General features: G+C 70.4%; 18 protein-coding genes. 7 read left to right on the forward strand and 11 right to left on the reverse strand.

What is annotated here, in order from left to right; all coding sequences use genetic code 11:
- Positions 1 to 2: 2 nt before the first annotated feature.
- The 3 genes from DEJ24_RS06780 to dut are packed head-to-tail and all read right to left on the reverse strand — an operon-like array spanning position 3 to position 2,100.
- Positions 3 to 788, reverse strand: coding sequence for a DUF3159 domain-containing protein (locus DEJ24_RS06780; protein ID WP_258374750.1), 786 nt, complete (start codon positions 786 to 788; stop codon positions 3 to 5).
- A gap of 41 nt (positions 789 to 829) precedes the next feature.
- Positions 830 to 1,549 (reverse strand): DUF3710 domain-containing protein, encoded by a 720-nt coding sequence (locus DEJ24_RS06785; protein ID WP_110902434.1) that lies wholly within the window; start codon positions 1,547 to 1,549, stop codon positions 830 to 832.
- Positions 1,546 to 2,100 carry a dUTP diphosphatase gene (gene dut, locus DEJ24_RS17195; RefSeq protein WP_375334542.1) on the reverse strand — a complete coding sequence of 185 codons (555 nt, stop codon included), beginning with the start codon at positions 2,098 to 2,100 and terminating at the stop codon, positions 1,546 to 1,548. Before dut ends, DEJ24_RS06785 begins: the two co-directional genes overlap by 4 nt.
- A gap of 76 nt (positions 2,101 to 2,176) precedes the next feature.
- Here dut and DEJ24_RS06795 point away from each other — a divergent pair, with 76 nt between their 5' ends.
- Positions 2,177 to 2,641 carry a DUF3093 domain-containing protein gene (locus DEJ24_RS06795; protein WP_111077858.1) on the forward strand — a complete coding sequence of 155 codons (465 nt, stop codon included), beginning with the start codon at positions 2,177 to 2,179 and terminating at the stop codon, positions 2,639 to 2,641.
- A gap of 84 nt (positions 2,642 to 2,725) precedes the next feature.
- Here the strand turns inward: DEJ24_RS06795 and DEJ24_RS06800 are convergent, their stop codons facing one another.
- Complete coding sequence (locus tag DEJ24_RS06800) at positions 2,726 to 3,025, reverse strand: DUF4193 domain-containing protein (protein WP_110825450.1); 300 nt, start codon at positions 3,023 to 3,025, stop codon at positions 2,726 to 2,728.
- Between the two features lie 262 nt (positions 3,026 to 3,287).
- Between DEJ24_RS06800 and sepH the strand changes: the two genes are divergently transcribed.
- On the forward strand, positions 3,288 to 4,307 hold the full coding sequence (gene sepH / locus DEJ24_RS06805; RefSeq protein WP_181432765.1) for a septation protein SepH: 1,020 nt from the start codon (positions 3,288 to 3,290) through the stop codon (positions 4,305 to 4,307).
- A gap of 157 nt (positions 4,308 to 4,464) precedes the next feature.
- Here sepH and DEJ24_RS06810 read toward each other — a convergent pair whose 3' ends face one another.
- Positions 4,465 to 5,616: an alkaline phosphatase family protein gene (locus tag DEJ24_RS06810; RefSeq protein WP_220034440.1), complete on the reverse strand. Its 1,152-nt coding sequence runs from the start codon at positions 5,614 to 5,616 to the stop codon at positions 4,465 to 4,467.
- A gap of 43 nt (positions 5,617 to 5,659) precedes the next feature.
- On the opposite strand from DEJ24_RS06810, the gene DEJ24_RS06815 reads away from it, so the two are divergent.
- Entirely contained in the window at positions 5,660 to 8,146 is a 2,487-nt protein-coding gene (locus DEJ24_RS06815) for a DNA topoisomerase (ATP-hydrolyzing) subunit A (RefSeq protein WP_111077861.1), read from the forward strand.
- A gap of 118 nt (positions 8,147 to 8,264) precedes the next feature.
- Here DEJ24_RS06815 and DEJ24_RS06820 read toward each other — a convergent pair whose 3' ends face one another.
- Positions 8,265 to 10,472, reverse strand: a complete 2,208-nt coding sequence (locus tag DEJ24_RS06820) for a type IIA DNA topoisomerase subunit B (RefSeq protein WP_111077862.1) — start codon at positions 10,470 to 10,472, stop codon at positions 8,265 to 8,267.
- Between the two features lie 39 nt (positions 10,473 to 10,511).
- Between DEJ24_RS06820 and DEJ24_RS06825 the strand changes: the two genes are divergently transcribed.
- The gene (locus DEJ24_RS06825; RefSeq protein WP_111077863.1) at positions 10,512 to 11,681 is read left to right on the forward strand and encodes an acyltransferase; all 1,170 of its coding nucleotides are present in this window, start codon (positions 10,512 to 10,514) and stop codon (positions 11,679 to 11,681) included.
- 48 nt (positions 11,682 to 11,729) lie between these two features.
- Positions 11,730 to 11,954, forward strand: a complete 225-nt coding sequence (locus tag DEJ24_RS06830) for a hypothetical protein (RefSeq protein ID WP_110902441.1) — start codon at positions 11,730 to 11,732, stop codon at positions 11,952 to 11,954.
- Between the two features lie 153 nt (positions 11,955 to 12,107).
- Here DEJ24_RS06830 and DEJ24_RS06835 read toward each other — a convergent pair whose 3' ends face one another.
- The 5 genes from DEJ24_RS06835 to DEJ24_RS06855 form a co-directional block, all read right to left on the reverse strand.
- Positions 12,108 to 12,881, reverse strand: a complete 774-nt coding sequence (locus DEJ24_RS06835; protein ID WP_111077864.1) for a type 1 glutamine amidotransferase — start codon at positions 12,879 to 12,881, stop codon at positions 12,108 to 12,110.
- Complete coding sequence (locus DEJ24_RS06840; RefSeq protein WP_111077865.1) at positions 12,878 to 14,140, reverse strand: MurT ligase domain-containing protein; 1,263 nt, start codon at positions 14,138 to 14,140, stop codon at positions 12,878 to 12,880. The genes DEJ24_RS06835 and DEJ24_RS06840 overlap by 4 nt, the downstream gene beginning before the upstream one ends.
- 8 nt (positions 14,141 to 14,148) lie before the next feature.
- Positions 14,149 to 15,462, reverse strand: coding sequence for an RNA polymerase sigma factor (locus DEJ24_RS06845; RefSeq protein ID WP_111077866.1), 1,314 nt, complete (start codon positions 15,460 to 15,462; stop codon positions 14,149 to 14,151).
- A 171-nt stretch (positions 15,463 to 15,633) separates the two neighbouring features.
- Complete coding sequence (locus DEJ24_RS06850) at positions 15,634 to 16,953, reverse strand: nitrate/nitrite transporter (RefSeq protein WP_111077867.1); 1,320 nt, start codon at positions 16,951 to 16,953, stop codon at positions 15,634 to 15,636.
- A gap of 54 nt (positions 16,954 to 17,007) precedes the next feature.
- Positions 17,008 to 17,925, reverse strand: coding sequence for a proteasome assembly chaperone family protein (locus tag DEJ24_RS06855; RefSeq protein ID WP_111077868.1), 918 nt, complete (start codon positions 17,923 to 17,925; stop codon positions 17,008 to 17,010).
- A gap of 151 nt (positions 17,926 to 18,076) precedes the next feature.
- On the opposite strand from DEJ24_RS06855, the gene DEJ24_RS06860 reads away from it, so the two are divergent.
- Together DEJ24_RS06860 and lpdA are read left to right on the forward strand one after the other, a co-directional pair.
- The gene (locus tag DEJ24_RS06860) at positions 18,077 to 19,582 is read left to right on the forward strand and encodes a leucyl aminopeptidase (RefSeq protein ID WP_111077869.1); all 1,506 of its coding nucleotides are present in this window, start codon (positions 18,077 to 18,079) and stop codon (positions 19,580 to 19,582) included.
- A 171-nt stretch (positions 19,583 to 19,753) separates the two neighbouring features.
- Positions 19,754 to 21,127, forward strand: coding sequence for a dihydrolipoyl dehydrogenase (lpdA, locus tag DEJ24_RS06865; RefSeq protein ID WP_111077870.1), 1,374 nt, complete (start codon positions 19,754 to 19,756; stop codon positions 21,125 to 21,127).
- Positions 21,128 to 21,154: the final 27 nt, after the last annotated feature.

Genomic DNA, 21,154 nt, shown 5'->3' on the forward strand with positions numbered 1-21,154 from the left:
CTCTACACCGCGGCGGGTTCGTCCCGGACGAAGACGGTCCGGACGAGCAGCCACGTCACCCAGAGCAGGGCTGCGTAGAGCGGGACGCCGGTGATCAGCTTGATGCCGGCGAGCAGCTCGACCTGCGCCGCCAGCCAGAGCGGGATCTCGAACGCGAGCCGGAAGGCGAAGAGCCCGGCCCACATCCAGGTCGCGACGGTCAGGACGCGACGCTTCGCCGGGTCGTCCCGCCAGTCGTGACCGTCGTCGTCACCCGGCACGAGCAGGCCGACGACCAGGCCGATCAGTGGTCGGCGGATCGCCAGCGTGACGAGGATGACCGCCAGGAAGACGGCGTTGATGACGATGCCGGGGATGAAGTTGCTCTCGGCGCGACCCGTCAGCAGGGCGAGGCCCGCCGAGATCGCGACGCCGAAGATGCCCGCGAAGGACATCATGATCGACTGCCGCTGGAGCAGCCGGAGCACCACGAAGACGAGCCCGATCGCGACCGGGACGACGACGCTCGGCACGACCTCCTTCGTGATCGCGTAGACGATCAGGAAGGCGAAGCCCGGCAGCACCGACTCGGCGAGCCCTCGGACACCTCCGACCGCGGTCAGCAGGGCCTTGCCGGAGGGCGCCTCGCCCGGGGCGACCTGACCGATGCCGGCGTTGCGCACCGCGTCCCGCAGCTGGGCCTGCAGTGACAGCGGCTCAGCGCGCTCCTCGACGAAGGGATCCGACGCGGCGGAGCCGGTGGTCGGGGTGGCCCCGTCGGGACGGGAGCGGTCGTCGTGGTCCGTCACCGGGCCTCCAGGCTGGTTCGTCGGGGTCGGCTGCAGCCGCGTCAGATGGTCGACTGGGTCGACTTCGGCATGTGCAGCGGGATGAGGTCGCGCGGCGGCATCGGGGTCGTTCCACGAACGACGACGACGCTGCGGAAGAGCTCCTCGATGTCGGCGGCGTCCTCGGGCTGCTCGGCGGCCTTGCCGGCGATGACCCCACGGAGGAACCAGCGCGGGCCGTCGACCCCGACGAAGCGGGCCGCGCGGACCCCGTCGGTGACACCCGCGCCGCCCACGACGGGCACCTGCGCGCGGAGTTCCGGACCGAACGGGCCGTCGACCTCCGTGACGACACCGCCCTGCTGCTGGATCTGCTCGGCGATCTGCGCACGGATCTCGTGCCAGAGGCCGGTCGAGCGCGGCGCGGCGAACGGCTGCACCTGCAGGGTCGACTCGTCGTAGTCCAGGCCGACGGCGACGACCCGCTGCGAGTCCTCTTCGACCTCGAGGCGGAGGTGCAGACCCTCGCGCGGCAGGATCTTCACGCCGCCGAGGTCGACGTACGGACGGACCAGGTTCGCCTCGGTCTCGTCGAGGGGACCGTTGTCGCCACGGTCCAGCGGAGCCGACTTGTCGGTCGACTCGGTGGCCAGGACCTCGTCGAAGCCGGCGTCGGCGTCGTCCGCGAGCTCGATCTCGGGCGAGGGCCCAGCGACCTCGACGTCGTCCACCACGGCCTCGGCGACCTCGACCTCGTCGCGCTTGCGTCGTCCGATCCTCATGACCGCGTCCCTTCCAGACCCTGCTCGTGCATGTCGACGGGCGTCACCGCTCCGTCGTTCCGATCGGCGTCCTGTCCGGCGCCGACGACGCCGGAGGACACCTCGTGACCGGTCCGGTCACCGTAGCCCGACGACCCGAACCCGCCCTGGCCGCGAGCGCTCTGCGGCAGCTCGGCGACCTGCGTGAACGTCACGCGGGGCACCGGCATGACGATCAGCTGTGCGATCCGGTCGCCGACCCGGACCTCGTACGGCTCCGTGGCGTCCGTGTTGAGCAACGCGACCTTCACTTCGCCGCGGTACCCCGAGTCGATCGTGCCGGGCGCGTTCACGATGGTGATGCCGTGCTTCGCGGCCAGACCACTGCGGGGCACGACGAAGCCGACGTGCTGGTCCGGCAGGGCGATCGCCAGCCCGGTGCCGACCAGGCGGCGTTCCCCGGGCGCGAGCACGAAGGACTCGGCCGACACGAGGTCCGCTCCGGCGTCGCCGGGCTTGGCGAAGGCGGGAGCGGCGTTGCCGGTCCAGAGGACGTCGACTGCTTCGGTCACGAGTCGAGGGTAGTGCAGACCGTGACCGATCCGTGACCTGCTCGGAGCACGCAGCGGCTCGTGGTCGAATGGAGGGGTGACCGTGTACCGCGAACGACTGTGGGCTCCGCCCGCCCTGTACCTGGCGACGGCGCTCGTCATCCCCGCGAGCCTGCTCGTCTTCCTCCCCATCAGCGCGACGGCCGGGGTCGCCGTGGCCATCGGCATGGAGCTCGCTGTGCTCGTGCTGCTGTGGGCTCTCGCACCCGTCATCGAGGTGACGGACACCGAGTTCCACGCCGGTCGGGCGCACCTGCCCCGCTCGGTCGTCGGCGAGGTCGCCGGCTTCACCGGTGCGGCCGCGACGAGCCAGCGTGGACCGGAGCTCGACGCCCGCGCCTGGACCCTGTTCCGCGGCTACGTGCACGGCGTCGTCAAGGTGGAGGTCCGGGACGCCGCCGACCCCACCCCGTACTGGCTGGTGAGCGTCCGGGACCCGGAGGCCGTCACCCGTGCCCTGACGAGCGGCGCCGAGCGGGCGAACCGGACCGATCCGGTCTGAGCCCGGCCTCGCGAGCAGGAGTGCCAGCACGCAGAACGGCCCGCATCCAGCAGGATGCGGGCCGTTCTGCGCTCGGTCGGTGCTTCAGAGTGCTGCGCACTCCATGCACACGGGGCCGAGCTTCGTCTCGTGGTCGAGCTGCGAGCGGTGCTTCACCAGGAAGCACTCGACACAGGTGAACTCGTCGACCTGCGGGGGCAGGACGACGACGTCGAGGTCGACGTCGCTGAGGTCCTGGCCCGCGAGCTCGAAGCTGCCCGGGTTGTCAGAATCGTCGTCGACGACTCCCGACATCTTGTCGGGGACGCGCTCCTTGAGGGCCTCGATCGACTCCGAGTCGGAGTTGTCGTCGGTCTTCCGGGGGGCGTCGTAATCGGTGGCCATGCCCATCCATTTCTCGTATCGAGAGGTCGTCGCCGGATTCGGCGGCGACAGTTTGCACCACGGCCCGTCCGAGTGCAAACCGAGTACTCGAGCGGTGCGTTCTGGCCGTGCAACCCGGCGCGCATCCCGACCATTCCCGAAGCCGGGGACGAGACGCACGGCACGCCGTGCGCCTGCGCGGAAAGTGCTGCAGCGGCCTGCATACTCCTCGGGTACGACGCACGACCGTACGCAGGCAGCGGAAGGCGGAACCATGCAAGACGTGAGAGTCATCGGAGTCGAATCCGGGTCACTCCTCCTGGCGACCGACGGCGGGACCGAGTTCCGGCTGCCCGTCACCGCGTCGCTCCCGGGCCAGGTCCGGCAGGCGAACCCCGACTCCGGGCCGCAGAAGCGCGTGTCGCCGAAGGACGTGCAGGCGCGCATCCGCAGCGGTTCCGACGCCGCCGACGTCGCCGCCTCCCTCGGCGTCGAGGTCGACTACGTCCGCCGGTTCGAGGGTCCGGTCCTCGCCGAGCGCGCGTTCGTGCTCGACGCCGCCCGCCGGGTCAGCGTGACCCCGGTCGACGACGCGTCGCCGGACACCTTCGGCGAGGCCATCACGGCGCGCCTGGAGGCCGGGGACGCCACCGACGTCGCCTGGTCGAGCTGGAAGCACGTCGAGAACGGCTGGCAGGTCCAGGTCCGGTACACCGCTGCCGAGGTCGAGCACGACGCCCAGTGGCGCTTCGACCCGAAGACCGCAACGCTCGTGCCCGACAACGGCGACGCGCACCGCCTGTCGCACACCGAGGACGAGGGCATCGCCCCGCGCCTCCGCGCCGTCGAGTACGAGCGCCAGGACGAGGACGGCACCCGCTTCGACTCCGGCGCCTTCCACGTCGAGGAGGCCGCAGCCGCCGAGGAGCCCGCAGCTCCCGAGGCCGTCGAGCGCACCGCACTGCGCCCGCCGCTCCCCCGCATCGGCACCTCGTACGTCGAGGAGCGCGCGCCCGGCAACGAGACCGCCGACCTGCTCGAGGCCCTCCGTCGCCGCCGCGGTGAGCGTGAGGCCGCGACCTTCCCGGACCAGCAGGACGCCCCGCGCGGCACCTCGGTCGGCGTCGTCGACCTGCCCGTCTCGCCCGTCGACGACTCGGACACGGCCCCGCAGCCGGAGGCCCGTCCCACGGCCGTCCCGGACGCCGACGGCCGTCCCGACCGCCGCAAGCGCAACCGTCGGGCGATGCCCAGCTGGGACGAGATCGTCTTCGGCACCCGCCCGGACGACGACACCGTCTGACCCGTCCTGCCGACCGTCCGGTCAGGAGGCCCGTCCCGCGTCCGTGGGGCGGGCCTCCTGTCCGTCCCGGTCTCGGTCCGTCCCGGTACCGGTCCGTCCCGGCCCCCGTCCGTTGCGGTCTCCGGTCCGCCGGCGCTCCGGTCCGTCAGCGCGCGGGCTACTGGGCGAACGCGCCGGCCAGGCGCAGCGGGACGAGCAGTTCGTCGTCGCTCATCGCCCCGTGCTGGCCGATCATCCGGCCGGGCTCCGTGCCCTCCGGGACCCCGCGGTCGTCGTTGAACGCCCACGACCCCTTCGCGACGAGCAGCACGTCGCCGATCCGCGGCATGACCTCCGGGTCGACCGGTCCGAACCACCCGGCGGCCACGGCTTCGTCGCGGCTGGCGACCACCGCACGCTTGCCCAGCGACGCGCGGAACGCCTCGACGAGCGCTGGTACGTCCGTTCCCGGCGCAACGGTCAGCTGACGGCAGCGTGGATCGCCCGCCACGCCGACGACGTCCACCAGGAGTTCCGGGTCCATCGGGACGTTCGCGTGCGGCGGCACGTCGAGCACGCCGTGGTCCGCGGTCACGAGCACCCCGACGTCGGGCGCGATGCGGTCGGCGAGGCGGGACAGCTCGGCGTCCACCGACTCGAGCGCCGCGGTCCACCGGTCGGACTGCCAGCCGTGCTTGTGCCCGATCGAGTCGAGCTCCGGGATGTAGAGGTAGACGAGCTGCTGCCCGGTCGCGGTCGCGTCGAGCGCGGCGTCGATGCGGGCCGGGATCGTGTCGCCGGCCACGAAGCGCGCGCCACCGAGCACGTTCGCCGTCATGCCCGAGGACCGGTAGCGGCTCGGGGCGACGACGACCGGGTCCACACCGAGGTCCGACGCCGCGGTGAACACCGTCTCGGAGCGCAGCCACCCGGCGGGGACCTCGGTGTCCCACCCACTGAGCAGGTTCATCACCCGCGACTCGTCCGGGTTCCACCCGCTGTACCCGACGACACCGTGCGCACCGGGTGGCCGGCCGGTCGTGAGCGTCGTCAGCGCCGCGGCGGTCGTCGTCGGGAAGCCGCTGCGCAGGCGCTTCTTCGTCGCGGTGAGGAAGCGCGCGTGACCCGCCCGTGCAGCGAGGGCGTTCGCGCCGAGGCCGTCGACCAGCACGACGATCGCGGAACGGGCGGGACGGAGGGTGATCCGGGCCTCCCGGCCGGTGTCCCGCAACCAGGCGTCGTCGGCGACGCCCAGCGCGACGAGGCAACTCGGCAGCACGTCGGCGAGGTTCACGGCGGCGTCGGGGGCCGTCGGTACGCTTGTTCCCACCCCCAGAGTCTTCCAGATCGAGCTGGGTCGGCAGGAAGGTGCCATGGCACGCACGGACGTCGTCGGACTGCCCGACGGTGAGCGCATCGAGGACGTCGACGTCTCGGAGGAGATGCAGGGCTCCTTCCTGGAGTACGCGTACTCGGTCATCTACTCACGCGCGTTGCCCGACGCCCGCGACGGCCTGAAGCCCGTGCAGCGCCGCATCCTCTACCAGATGGCGGAGATGGGCCTGCGGCCGGACCGCGGCCACGTGAAGAGCGCCCGCGTCACCGGTGAGGTGATGGGGAAGCTGCACCCGCACGGCGACGGCGCGATCTACGACGCGCTCGTCCGGCTCGCGCAGCCGTTCACCATGCGCGTGCCGCTGATCGACGGGCACGGCAACTTCGGCTCCCTCGACGACGGCCCGGCTGCTGCCCGGTACACCGAGGCGCGCCTGGCGGAACCGTCGATGGCGATGACGGAGGGGCTCGGCGAGGACGTCGTCGACTTCGTGCCCAACTACGACAACCAGATCATGCAGCCGAGCGTGCTGCCGGCGGCCTTCCCGAACCTGCTCGTCAACGGCGCGTCCGGCATCGCGGTCGGCATGGCGACGAACATGGCGCCGCACAACCTCGGCGAGGTCGTCGAGGCCGCGAAGCACCTGCTCATGCACCCGCGGGCCACGCTCGAGGAGCTCATGGAGTTCGTCCCGGGTCCGGACCTGCCCTCCGGCGGGACCATCGTCGGGCTCTCCGGGGTCCGTGACGCCTACGCGACCGGTCGCGGAACCTTCCGGACCCGGGCGAAGGTCTCGGTCGAGAACCTCACCCCGCGCAAGTCCGGGCTGGTCGTCACCGAGCTGCCCTACCTGGTCGGGCCCGAGCGGGTCATCGAGAAAATCAAGGACGGGGTGCAGTCGAAGAAGCTCGTCGGCATCTCGGACGTCAACGACCTCACCGACCGCAACCACGGCCTCCGGCTCGTCATCGGCATCAAGTCCGGCTTCAACCCGACGGCCGTCCTCGAGCAGCTCTACAAGCACACGCCGCTCGAAGAGAACTTCGGGATCAACAACGTCGCCCTGGTCGACGGATCGCCCCGCACGCTCGGGCTCCGCGACCTGCTCGACGTCTACGTCAAGCACCGCCTGTCCGTGGTCACCCGGCGTTCCCAGTACCGGCTGGCGCGACGTCGTGAGCGCCTGCACCTGGTCGAGGGGCTGCTCATCGCGATCCTCGACATCGACGAAGTCATCCAGGTCATCCGCACCTCCGACGACTCCGAAGCCGCACGGAACCGGCTCCGCGACGTCTTCGACCTGTCGGAGGTGCAGGCCGAGTACATCCTCGAGCTCCGTCTGCGCCGTCTGACGAAGTTCTCGCGCATGGAGCTCGAGGGCGAACGCGACCAGCTGCTCGCCGACATCGGCGCGCTCGAGGAACTGCTCGCGTCCGACGAACGGCTGCGCGCGCAGGTCGCGACCGAGCTGACCGCGGTGTCCGAGGAGTTCGCCACGCCCCGCCGCACCCTGCTCACCGAAGCCGACGCGCCCGTCCGTGGCGGTCGGAAGGCCACGGTGGACCCGGAGTCGCTCCAGGTCGCCGACGCCCCCTGCCGAGTGCTGCTCTCGACGACCGGACGACTCGTCCGTGTCGACATCCCCGCGGCGGAGTCCGGCATCGTGCACGTGCCGAAGCGCTCGAAGCACGACGCCGTACGCTCCGCCGTCGTCAGCACCGTCCGCGGGCAGGTCGGCGCGCTCACCTCGACCGGGCGTGTCGTGCGGTTCTCCCCCGTGGACGTCCCTGCCGTCCCGCCCGCGTCGGTGCGGCTCGACGCCGGAGTCCGAGTGAGCGAGTACCTCGGTGTCCCGAAGAGCGAGACCGTGGTCGCCCTCGTGTCGCTCGACGCGTCCGTCGCGGACTCGGTCGCCATCGGCACCGCGCAGGGCATCGTCAAGCGCGTCGTGCCGGCGGCCTGGCCCGACAAGCCGGACTTCCCCGCCATCGGGCTGAAGCCGGGCGACCACGTCGTCGGCGCCACCCAGGCACCCGAGTCGGACGACCTGGTGTTCATCACCTCGAACGCCCAGCTGCTCCGGTTCCCGGCCGCCGCCGTCCGACCGCAGGGCCTCCCGGCCGGCGGCGTCGCGGGCGTGTCGCTCGCCGGTGGTGCCACCGTGCTCTGGTTCGGCTCCGTCGCCCTCACCGAGGACACCGTCGTCGCCACCGTCTCCACCACCTCGAGCACCCTACCGGGCACCGACGCGGGTCGCGCCAAGGTCTCCGCCCTCACCGAGTTCCCGGCGAAGGGCCGTGGCACGCAGGGCGTCCGGGCACACGCGTTCCTCAAGGGCGAGGACGGCCTCAGCGTCGCCTGGGCCGGCGTCGCGCCGCCGCATGCGGTCGGCTCGGACGGTGCTGCCCGGACCCTGCCGGACTGGCTGTCGAAGCGCGACGGGTCGGGCAGTCCGCTCGATGCCGAGGTCGTCACCATCGGTGGCAGTGCCGCCGCCGTCGACGGGACCCCGGGCGAGGTCTGACACGCCTTCGTCTCAGCGAGACGCCGCCGTGTCCGCGAGACTGCGCCGGGTTCGGCGGCGTCTCGGCGTCGTGGCGGCGTCTCGACGTCGTCCGGGAGACGGTCCGGCACGCCGCCGGTCAGGCGTCGATGCGCTCGCGGTCCAGGCCCTCGCCCGCCAGGATGAACTCCTTGCGCGGCGCGACGTCGTTGCCCATGAGCAGCTCGAACACCTTCGCCGCCGACTCCGCGTCCGACACGTTCACCCGCCGGAGCGTCCGGTGCGCACGGTCCATCGTCGTCTCGGCCAGCTGGTCGGCGTCCATCTCGCCCAACCCCTTGTACCGCTGGATCGGCTCGAGGTACTTCTTGTTCGACCGCTCGAGCTTCTTCAGCAGCGTCGTGAGCTCCTGCTCGGAGTACGTGTACAGCGTGTCGTTCGGCTTGCCGCGGTTCACCACGACGACCCGGTGCAGCGGTGGCACGGCGGCGAAGACCCGGCCCTGTTCGATCATCGGCCGCATGTACCGGAAGAACAGCGTCAGCAGCAGCGTGCGGATGTGGGCACCGTCGACGTCGGCGTCCGACATGATGATGATCTTGCCGTAGCGGGCCTGGTCGATGTCGAACGTGCGGCCGGAACCGGCGCCGATGACCTGGATGATCGACGCGCACTCGACGTTCGAGAGCATGTCCGACACGGACGCCTTCTGCACGTTGAGGATCTTGCCGCGGATCGGCAGGAGCGCCTGGTACTCGCTGTTCCGGGCGAGCTTCGCGGTACCCAGGGCCGAGTCGCCCTCGACGATGAACAGCTCGGTGCCCTCGACGTCGTTCGACCGGCAGTCCGCGAGCTTCGTCGGCAGCGAGGAGTTCTCGAGCGCGTTCTTGCGGCGTTGCGTCTCCTTGTGCGCACGGGCCGAGATGCGCGTCTTCATCTCGGCGACGACCTTCTCGAGGAGCCCGGCTGCCTGTGCCTTCTCGGTGCGCTGCGTCGAGGTGAGGATCTCGGTCATCCGCTTCGACACGACCGAGTCGACGATGCGTCGGACCGCGGGCGTGCCGAGGATCTCCTTCGTCTGTCCCTCGAACTGCGGCTCGGGCAGCCGGACGGTCAGCACGGCGGTGAGACCGGCGAGCACATCGTCCTTCTCGAGCTTGTCCTGACCGACCTTGAGCTTGCGGGCGTTCGCCTCGACCTGGGTGCGGACCGCCTTGACCAGACCTGCTTCGAAACCCGTCTGGTGCGTCCCGCCCTTCGGCGTGGCGATGATGTTGACGAAGCTGCGGAACATCGTCTCGTAGCCGTCGCCCCACCGCAGTGCGACGTCGACCTCACAGGTGCGCTCGACCTCGGTGGACACCATGTGGCCCTTGTCGTCGAGCATCGGCACGGTCTCCTTGAAGGTGCCCGAACCCTGGATGCGCCAGACGTCGGTCTTCGCGCCGTCCACCGCCAGGTGCTCGACGAACTCGCCGATGCCGCCCTCGTAGCGGAAGCGCTCGACGACCGGGCCCCGCTCCACGCGTACGCTCGGCTCGCCGTCGAGGGGCGGCGCCGCCAGCGCGGCTCGTTCCGCGGCAGCCGACATCGAGGCGGGGCGGGCATCGGTGATGGTCAACCCGAGTCCGGGGACCAGGAACGCCGTCTGACGCGCCCGGTTCACCAGGTCACCGGTGCTGAACGCGGCGTCCTTCGTGAAGATCTGCCGGTCCGCCCAGTACCGCACCCGGGTGCCTGTGACGCCCTTCTTCACCTTGCCGATGACCCGGAGTTCGCTGCCCGAGGTGAACGGTGCGAACGGCGCGTCGGGCCCGATGCCCTGCGCGTCGTCGAAGATGCCGGGCTCCCCACGGTGGAACGACATGGCGTAGGTCTTGCCGCCCCGGTCGACCTCGACGTCGAGGCGCTCCGACAGCGCGTTCACGACGGAGGCACCGACCCCGTGCAACCCGCCGGAGGCCGCGTACGACCCCGAGCCGAACTTGCCGCCGGCGTGCAGCTTCGTGAACACGACCTCCACCCCGGTCAGGCCGGTCTTCGGTTCGACGTCGACGGGGATGCCACGAGCGACGTCGGAGACCTCGACCGACCCGTCCGCGTGCAACGTGACACCGATCTCGTCACCGTGCCCCGCGAGGGCTTCGTCAACCGAGTTGTCGATGACCTCCCACAGGCAGTGCATCAGGCCGCGGGAGTCCGTCGAGCCGATGTACATGCCGGGACGCTTCCGGACCGCCTCGAGTCCTTCGAGGACGGAGAGATGCCGTGCGGAGTAGTCGGAGCTCACCTGACGAGCGTACCGAGCATGTCCGACACGGCACGGAGGCGCGGGCGAAATACACATGGCTCACCAGCAGAAGCGGAGATCATGTAGTACTTCAGTATGGAACCGCCACGGGCGCCGCGGACGCTTGCCTCGACCTTCGACCCAGCCGCGAACTCCTTGAACGCCGCCCGACTGCTGTTCGCCGGACTGGTGCTCGTGTCGCATGCGGTGGGGATGACCGGGGTGTCCGCCGAGCCCGAGCTCGGCGGGATGACCGTGGGACGTTGGGGGGTGATGGGTTTCTTCACCGTCACGGGGTACCTCATCTGCCGGAGTCGCGACAACACGCGGTCGATGCTCGACTTCGCCGAGGCCCGCGCGGCTCGCATCCTCCCCGGACTGTTCGCCACCCTCCTCGTCACCGCCTTCGTCTTCGCCCCGATCTCGGTCGGCTACGAACCCGACGCGAGGTGGGACCCGTCGAGTGCCGTCCGGTACGTCCTCCACAACGCGCCGCTCTACCCGCCGAGGTTCCTGCAGGAGGGCATCGACGACACCCTGGTCGGCGTGCCGTACGAAGGCATCTGGAACGGCTCACTGTGGACGCTCTTCTGGGAGGCCGCCTGCTACGTCGTGGTCGCTGTCGCCTTCTCGCTGGTCCCGGTACGGGTCCGACGCGTGACCTCGGTCGTCGCCCTCGCCGTCGCGATGATCGCGGCGCTCCCGAACACCCTCGGGATCATCGAGTACCCAGGCCTCGGTTCTGCCATCGACGTCTGTGTCGCGTTCGCAGCGGGCGCTGTCGCCTACTTCTGGGCCGGCGCGATCCGTGTCTCGGCAGTCACGGTCGTGGCGCTGCTCACGGTGATCGCGGCGTCGATCGTGACCGGGACGAGTGCGGACATCGCTCCGCTCCCGTTCATCATCCTGCTGCTCCCGCTCAGCACGGCAGTACCCCTGCATCGAGTTGGATCACGGTTCGACGCCTCGTACGGCTTCTACGTCTACGCCTGGCCCGTGCAACAACTCACCTGCCTCGCACTCGGTCCGGTGCTGCCGTTCCCACTCCTGTTGATCCTGCAGATCCTGTCGACTCTCAGCTTGGGGCACCTGTCCAGTCTGCTCGTCGAGCGACCGGCGCAACGTCGGGCGCGGGCGCGCCGCCTGCGCCGTGCGGTGCAGCACGAACAGCTCCGCAGCCGTCCCGACACTCGTACTGGGGATGATCGGTCCGCGCTGAGCGAAATGGGCGCCCCGGATGCCGCACATCCAGGCAGGACGTGTTGAGATGGTGCAACCAAGAAGCACCACCTGCAATCCGTGAGGAGCACAGCAATGACCCAGACCGTGCAGGACCTCTCCATCGACGAAGTCAGCAACCACCAGCTCACCGCTGCCGACCGGTGTGACAGCTGCGGAGCGCAGGCGTACATCCGAGCCACCATGGCGAGCGGCGAACTGTTCTTCTGCGCCCACCACGGAGCTGAGTTCAAGGACAAGCTCGCCGCCACCGCGATCGAGTGGCACGACGAGAGCAGCCGACTCCACGAGTCGAAGTAAGCGCGACGCACCACACGACGGGCCCGGATCCACATGGATCCGGGCCCGTCGTCGTCCTGGCATCCGTCATGTGACGGACGAAACCGCCTGGAGGCCCGGCACCGGTCTCCCGCACCGATGCCGGGCCTCCAGGCGGCCGCCGTCGACCACCGGCTACGCGATGCGCTTGAACGCCTTGTCGACGTACCGGTCGATCGTGGCGCGGGCTTCACGTGCGTACTCGTCGATCGTCGCCGTCCGACCCGGGTCCGGCGTGTAGTCGCGGCCGAGTCGGGCCGTCGCCGCGGCGAGCACGGCGTCGGTCAGCTGCGGGTTGAGCGGCAGGATCGGCCCCTGCGTGTGCGTGCCGAACGAGTTGCCGGTGACGGCACCCTCGACCGGCGAACCGGCCTGGTTGCCCCCACCGGAGACGACGTCCGCGAACGGCGAGACGCCGTCGGCGAGCTCGATGCGTGCAGCGTGGTCCTCGAAGCCGGCCAGCCGGGTCGACGCTCCCGGCAGCAGCGGGTACCGCGACTCGAGGACGAGGTAGTTCACACGGCGCTCTGCCCCACGAACGGCTCGGGCGTCGAACACGCCGAAGCCGTCGATCGGGGCGCCGTCGGTCGGGACGACCTGGTTCGTGGCGAGGTCGAACCCGCCGCCGACCGCCACCACCGGCACTCCGGCGGTCGCGAAGTCGCGCAGGACCGAACCTACCCGGGTGACGTCCGTACCGAGCGAGCGCATCGCGCTGAGCGGTCCGTTGCCCACCACCACCACATCGGCCGCCGAGGGCAACTCGTCGCCCGGGGCGTACTCGACGACCTCGGTGACGATGTCGGCGGTGGCGGCACGACGGACGAGGGCTGCGACGTTGCCGCGGTCCCCCGACACGCCCATCTGCCGCGGGTAGACGTGCAGGATGGTCAGGCGATCGGCCGTCATGCGGTCTTCTCCATGTCCGGGTGGCCGAGGGCCTTCCGGGCGATCATCATGATCTCGTAGTTGACGATGAAGTTCTTCGTGCCCGTCGTCGTGGCACCAAGGCCCTGCATGTGCCGGATCGCCGACTCGACGTCAGGCTCGACACGACCGATGCGGACACCGGCGTGCTCGAGGGCGATCGCGATCTGCCAGGCCTTGTCGCCCGAGACGACGTCGACGTGGTCGAGCTTCGAGAAGTCGATGTCGTAGATCCAGGAGATGTCGGGCGTGCCCTCGTCGATCGCCATGAGGACCTGCTCCGGGTGCGCCGGCAGGGCGTCGAGGTTGAGCTGCAGGCTCGCGGCGTTCTTGAACATCGTGAACTCGGCGGACTCACCGGCGATCGGCAGACGCTCGCCGCGACCGTAGGCCGGCTTCATCCGCTCGAACGCCTTGGTGACGGCGGCTGGACGGAACTGGTCGCCCAGTGCGGCACTGGCCGTCGCGGCGGCAGCGGCGGCGTCCACCGCGTAGTGGAGGCCGCGGGCCGGCAGGCGGACCGGGATCTCGGAACCCGCGAACGCGATGGTGGCGCCGTCCCCGGAGAAGGCCACGATCTCGGCATCGGCGGTCGTCTGTGCCCGGTCAGCAGCGGCGACGAAGTCGTCGGCGTTCTGCAGTCCGTTCGGGGCGGCTGCGACCACCTCGGTGCTCGCGCCGAACCGCAGGACCCGTTGCCCGTCGACGGCCACGTAGGCGTCGAGGAACTGGTCGTCGTGGTTCGTGATGACGTTCGCGGTCGACAGCGCGGCCGTGTCGAGCATCATCGTCGCGACCCGCTCGGTCTCGAAGAACCGGTAGAGCTGGTCGACCTGGACGTTGAGCATCGTCACCGTGGACGGCGACAGGATGCCGGCGAGTTCGACGGCGAAGGCCTCGTCGACCTCGAGGATCCCGATGTCCGCCTTGAGCTTGCCGCCCAGCGAGACCTGGGACAGCAGTGCCGACGCGATGCCCTGCGGCAGGTTCGCACCGGACGGATTCGTGAAGACCCGCAGACCGTGCGCCCGCACGATCTCCGAGATCATGTGGGTCGTCGTCGACTTTCCGTTCGACCCCAGCACGAAGACCACACCGTTGGGGAACTGCCGCGTCACGTGCTGCAGGAAGTCCGGCACCAGCTTGAGGACGATGTAGCCCGGGTATGCGGACCCGCCGCCCCGCGCTCGCGCGAGGGCACGGAGGATCCGCCCGACCAGGATCGGGACCACGAAACGCACCGGTCGACCTACTCGAGGTAGTCGCGGAGCGACTGCGACCGGGACGGGTGGCGGAGCTTCGCCATCGTCTTCGACTCGATCTGGCGGATGCGCTCGCGCGTGACGCCGAACGTGTCGCCGATCTGGTCGAGGGTCTTCGGCTGGCCGTCGCCCAGGCCGAAACGCATCCGGATCACGCCGGCCTCGCGCTCGGAGAGGGAGTCGAGCAGGCTCTCGAGCTGCTTCTGCAGCATCGTGAAGCCCACCGCGTCGGCCGGGACGACCGCTTCGGTGTCCTCGATGAGGTCACCGAACTCGGAGTCGCCGTCTTCACCGAGCGGGGTGTGCAGGGAGATCGGTTCGCGACCGTACTTCTGGACCTCGACGACCTTCTCAGGCGTCATGTCGAGTTCGCGGGCGAGTTCTTCCGGCGTGGGCTCGCGACCGAGGTCTTGCAGCATCTGCCGCTGGACACGGGCCAGCTTGTTGATGACCTCGACCATGTGCACCGGGATGCGGATGGTGCGGGCCTGGTCGGCCATCGCGCGGGTGATGGCCTGACGGATCCACCAGGTCGCGTAGGTCGAGAACTTGAAGCCCTTGGTGTAGTCGAACTTCTCGACGGCACGGATCAGGCCCAGGTTGCCCTCCTGGATGAGGTCGAGGAACTGCATCCCCCGGCCCGTGTAGCGCTTCGCGAGCGAGACGACCAGTCGGAGGTTCGCACCGAGCAGGTGCGACTTCGCGCGCTGACCGTCGCGGGCGACCCAGCGCAGCTCCCGCTCGGCCGGCTTGGACAGCCCCGTCGAGTGCTGCAGCTTGTCCTCGGCGAACAGGCCGGCCTCGATGCGCATCGCGAGCTCGACCTCCTGCTCGGCGTTGAGCAGCGCGACCTTGCCGATCTGCTTGAGGTAGTCCTTCACCGGGTCGGCGGTGGCACCCGTGATGGTCGTCGAGTAGACCGGCGCTTCATCGTCGTCGGTCTGTGAGATGACGAGCGCGCCGGCGGCGACCGCGGCAGTGTCCGTCGCGGGCTTCGCAGCCGAGTCGTCGTCCGAGTCCTCGGTCGCGTCGTCGGTCGTCTCGGTGGCGTCCTCGGCCACCTCGACCGGCGTCTCGTCCTCGGTGCCCTCTTCGTCGTCCTCCGAGGCGGCGGCCTTCTTGCCACTCGCCTTCTTCGGAGCCGCCTTCTTCGGGGCGGCCTTCTTGGCGGCGGTGGTGGTCCTGGTGGCGCGCTTCTTCGGCGCGGCCGTGCCCTCCGTCGTGTCCGTGGCGTCTTCCGCCACGACGCCGTCGGGCGTGGTGTCCTTCGTGGGATCGACCGTCGTGCTCCGGGCAGCCATGCGATCACCTTCCTCGTCGTGCCACGTTCCTGGGGTCGTGGCCTTCCCTCGCCGCCCAGGGCCAGCGCCGCGGTCCCCCACGTCGTCTGGTCCTACCGTTCCGGGCAGCACTAGGACCCATGTCAAGTCCCCCGACGCTGAACGCAGGGAACCCGAAAGGGTCCGTGATCATTATTGCACGCGTCCTTTCCGGAATCGTGCAACGAGTGCAACCCACAGTGGAGCCACCCGTATTCCGTCCTCCGCGTGCAGTCGCGCCCGCGTCCGACGCCGGGCCAGGAGCAGCATCACCACACCGAACCCGACGACCACGTACTGGACGGTCATCGCGACGCGGAAGTTCTGCCAGGCGAACGTGTCGGTGCCGGACGCCGCCGCCAGCACGTCGAGCAGCGACCCGATCGCGAACATCATCACGAAGGCCGCGAGGAAGCCGCCGACGTTCACCACGCCGTTCGCGGACCCGAGTGAGCCGACCGGGTTGAAGGACCGGGCGAAGTCGAACCCGATGAGAGAGCCCGGCCCGCCGACCCCCATCGCCACGACCAGCAGGACGAGGAGCCACGTCGGCGGCTGGCCCGGCCAGAGCAACACCGCCGTCCACACCACACCGAGCGCGGCGACGATCCCGAGCACCAGGTTGGAACGCCGCATCGGGAACCGCGCGCAGAGCAGGCCGAGGACCGGGCCGGCGACGAACCCGACGACGACGATCACGGTGAGGAAGGTGGCTGCCTCGGTCGCCGAGTAGCCCAAGCCGCGGAGCATCGGGACGCCCCAGAGCAGGCTGAACACCGTGCCGGAGGACTGCGTCACGTAGTGCGACCAGAAGCCGAGCTGTGTGCCGGGCCGGCGGAGGGCGTGGCCGAAGGTGTGGAACGCGGCGCCCCACGAGTGCGGGATCGGGATCGTGTCGGTGCGGACCACGACCGGACCCGCGCGCACGAACACCACCGTCAGGACGAGCCCCACGGCACTGGCGATCGCCGCGACCCCGAACGCCGCGTCCCACCCGACGGTGTGCAGCAGCAGGGCGAACGGGAATGCCGAGACGATCTGTCCGACCTGCCCGAGGTTGCCCGTCCACTGCGAGATCTGCGGCAGGAGGGACCCGCTGAACCACATCGGCAGCAGACGCATCACCGAGATGAACGTCATGGCGTCGCCGGCACCGACGAGCACCCGCCCGACGATCGCCGGCCCGATCGTCGGCGACAGCGCGACGACGGCTTGGCCGATCGTCAGCAGCAGGGCACCGAGGAGCACCAGGCGACGTGGTCCCACCCGGTCGAGGGCGATGCCCACCGGGATCTGCAGCCCCGCGTACACCGCGATCTGCACGACCGCGAGCGTGGACAGGACGGCAGCGGACACGGCGAAGCGGTCCTGCGCGTCCACCCCGGAGACCCCCAGGGACGACCGCTGCATGACCGCCAGGACGTAGGCCAGGACGGCGACGCCCCAGACGACGAAGGCACGGCGCGAGTTCACCCGACCAGGCTAGCGAGCGGACGACTGGTACCCGTGCGGGTGGAGATCCTGCGGTCAGTCGTCCTCGGCTGCGCTGCGGCGGTCCGCCAGGAACCGCTCGAGCTCCGCGGCGATCGAGTCCGCGCTCGGCACCTGCCCGTCCGCCCCGGTGAGCGGCGACGCGACCGCGTTGCCCTCCATGTACGTGTCGTGCCGCTGCTCGAGCGTGCCGACCAGGCGCTGCAGCTCGGCGTTGCCGGCGACCTGTTCGTCCACGCGGGCCAGGAACTCGCGCCCCTCTTCACGCAGCGCGTCCGTCGGGAAGATCAGACCCGTGGCGGCCGAGATGCCCGACAGCGCCGCGACCGCGGCGTCCGGGAACTCCGTGTCGGAGAGGTAGTGCGGGACGAGCAGCACCAGGCCGGTGACCTGCTGTCCGAGCCCCGCCAGACGGTGCTCGACCAGGTGCAGGACGTTCGCCGGCGCCTGGGTCTCGGGCTTCCAGACGCTCATCGACTCGACGAGGTCAGCACGGGTGCCGGACACCGTGACGCCGATCGACCGCGTGTGCGGCACCGGCATCGGGATCGCCTGGACCCACGTCGTGTCGGCGACCTGCAGGTCCTCGGCCAGGTCGACGACCGCCTGGACGAACCGGTTCCACTGGAAGTCCGGCTCGTAGCCGGACAGGAAGAGGAAGGGCTGCCCGAGCTCGTCACGGACGAGGTGCAGCGTCAGCCGCGGCGGCTCGACGGCGGTGATGTGGTCGTGCTCGAACGTGATCACCGGACGACGGGCGCGCCAGTCGAGCAGGACGTCCGGGTCGAACTCGGCCACGAGCTGGGTCTCGAGCGAGCCGGTGATCGACGCCGTGATCTGCGCCACCGCCGAGCCCGCGTCCGCGAAGCCCGTCAGGGCAGCGACGAGGTGCAACCCGGCAGGCACCGTCGGGGCGGAGACGTCGAGCGTGTAGAGGTCCTCGGGGTGGTTCATCGGGTCAATGCTAGGCGGGGCCGCCGACGCCACATGGTCGGGCGGCGACGCCGACAGCGAACAGGTGCCGAGCCTCCCGTCACCCGCCCGACGGGAGGCCCGTCCATCGCCCGTCGGTGGGCCGTCAGTGGGCCGTCAGTAGGCTGACCGCATGGTCCGACCGACGCTCTCCACCTCTTCCTCGTCCCCCTCCTCCGTCGACGCCGACGTCCTCGTGCTGGGCGTGCGCCCGGGCACCGACGGCGCCCCGGCCACCCTCGTGCCGTCCGCCACAGGCCCCGTCGACGGACTCGCCGACCTCGACCTCGCCGCGGTCGGAGCGACCGGTGCGAAGGACCAGCTCGTCCGGATCCCGGGCGGGGCGTCCGTCGGCGTCGCCGCCGCGGGCATCGCCCTCATCGGTCTCGGGAGTGCCACCGGGCCGGCTGCCGTCCGCACCGCCGCCGGCAGCGCCGTCCGCCAGCTGCCGCACGTCGCCGCCATCGCCCTGGCCCTGCCCACGGAGGACGACGCCGCCGTCGCCGCGGCACTCGAAGGCGCCGCACTCGGGGCCTACTCGTTCACGCGACACAAGGGTGCCGGCACCACGGGCCCGACCCGTGGCGACCAGCGCATCACGGTCGTCGCCCCGGCCTCGGTCACGGCCGACGCCACCGTGCGCCCGGCGATCGTCGCCGACGCCGCGGCCCTGGTCCGCGACCTGGTCAACACCGCCGCCGGGGACCTCGGTCCGTCCGACGTCGCCGACGTCGCGGGATCGATCGCCGAGGGACTGCCCCTCACCGTCGAGGTCCTCGACGAGACCGCTCTCGCCGAACAGGGCTTCGGCGGGATCGCGGGCGTCGGACAGGGGTCGGTCCGTCCGCCGCGACTCGTCGTCGTCCGGTACGAGCCGGCCGGCGCGACCAAGCACCTCGCACTCGTCGGCAAGGGCATCACGTTCGACTCCGGCGGGCTGTCGCTCAAGCCGGCAGCGTCCATGCTCGGCATGAAGACCGACATGACCGGTGCGGCGACGGTCCTCGCAGCGACGGTCGCGGCCGCTCGTCTGGGCCTCGACACCAAGGTCACCGCCTGGCTCTGCCTCGCCGAGAACATGCCGTCCGGGTCGGCCATCCGCCCGGGTGACGTCCTGACGTTGAAGAACGGCAAGACCGTCGAGGTCACCAACACCGATGCCGAGGGCCGACTCGTCCTCGGAGACGGCATGGCCGCGGCGTCGCTCGAGCAGCCCGACGCGATCGTCGACATCGCCACCCTCACCGGAGCGCAGATGGTCGCCCTCGGAGACCGCACGACCGGCCTGATGGGCAGCGACGAGCTGGTCGCACAGGTCCGTGCGCTCGCCGACGCGGTCGCGGAGCCGATCTGGCCGATGCCGATGCCGGAGGAACTCGACGGCCGTCTCAGCAGCGACGTCGCCGACATGGTGAACGCCACCGTCGGACAGACCGCGGGCGGGATGCTGCTCGCCGCGAAGTTCCTCGAGCGCTTCGTCGGGCAGACCGCCGAGGGCACCACGATCCCGTGGGCGCACCTCGACATCGCCGGACCGTCGGAGAACCGCGGTGCGGGGTACGGCTGGCTCGGCAAGGGCGCGACCGGTGTGATGGTCCGCACCCTGGTCGCACTCGCAGAAGACCTGCAGTCCAAGTAGTAGGTTGGTCCCCGGCGGGGCCGCCGCGTCCGCGCGCGCTCCCCCGCCGGAACTGACGGGACGGGACCGGTACAGACGGTCCGACCGCCGGACGCCGCCGCGCGGTGTCCACCGGGACGGCGTCCAAGAGACACGAAGCCGCCCCCGACACGCACGAGGGAGTTGCACCAGGTGACGGAACAGACTTACGACGTCGTGGTCCTCGGTGGCGGCAGCGGCGGCTACGCCGCAGCGCTCCGAGCCGCTGAACTCGGGATGAGCGTCGCGCTCATCGAGGGCGACAAGCTCGGAGGGACGTGCCTGCACCGCGGCTGCATCCCGACGAAGGCACTGCTGCACTCGGCCGAGGTCGCCGACGCCGCCCGCTACGCCGAGAAGTACGGCGTCGTCGCCGAGTTCGCCGGCGTGGACGTGCCGAAGGTCATCGAGTACCAGCAGGGCGTCATCAACTCGAAGTACAAGGGCCTCCAGGGCCTCGTCAAGGCGCGCGGGATCACCGTCGTCGAGGGCTGGGGCCGTCTGACCTCGCAGAACACGGTGCAGGTCGGCGACCAGACCGTCACCGGTCGCAACGTCGTGCTCGCCACCGGTTCGTACTCGAAGTCGCTGCCCGGGCTCGAGATCGGCGGCCGGGTCATCACCTCCGAGACCGCCCTCCGCATGGACTACGTCCCGAACAAGGTCGTCATCCTGGGTGGTGGCGTCATCGGCGTCGAGTTCGCCAGCGTGTGGAAGTCGTTCGGGGCCGAGGTCACGATCGTCGAGGGCCTGCCCCACCTGATCCCGGCCGAGGACGAGTCGATGTCCAAGCAGCTCGAGCGCGCGTTCCGCAAGCGCGGCATCGAGTTCTCCCTGGGTGTCCGGTTCGACCACGTCGACCAGCACGAGAACGGCGTCGTCGTGACGCTCGAGAACGGCAAGACCTACGACGGCGACGTCCTCCTGGTCGCCGTCGGCCGTGGCCCGCTCACGCAGAACGTCGGCTACGACGAGGTCGGAGTCGCCATGGACCGCGGGTTCGTCACGACGAACGAGCGCCTCGCCACCAACCTGCCGAACGTGTACGCCGTCGGAGACATCGTCCCCGGTCTGCAGCTCGCCCACCGCGGCTTCCAGCAGGGCATCTTCGTCGCCGAGGAGATCGCCGGTCTCAACCCGGTCGTCATCTCGGACGACAACATCCCGAAGGTCACCTACTCGGACCCCGAGGTCGCCTCGGTCGGTCTCTCGCAGTCGAAGGCCGAAGAACGGTTCGGCGCCGACAAGGTCGACACGTACGAGTACAACCTCGCCGGCAACGGCAGGAGCCACATCATCGGGACGTCCGGCGCGGTCAAGGTCGTGCGGGTCATCGACGGGCCCGTCGTCGGCGTCAGCATGATCGGCGCCCGCGTCGGCGAGCTCATCGGAGAAGCACAGCTCGCCGTCAACTGGGAAGCACACCCGGAGGACATCGCGCCGCTCGTGCACGCGCACCCGACGCAGAACGAAGCCCTCGGCGAAGCCTTCCTGCACCTCGCGGGCAAGCCGCTCCACGCGCTGTGAGCAGCACCGTCGTGCGCACCACGAACA

The organism is Curtobacterium sp. MCPF17_001, from assembly GCF_003234615.1.
Lineage (GTDB): Bacteria > Actinomycetota > Actinomycetes > Actinomycetales > Microbacteriaceae > Curtobacterium.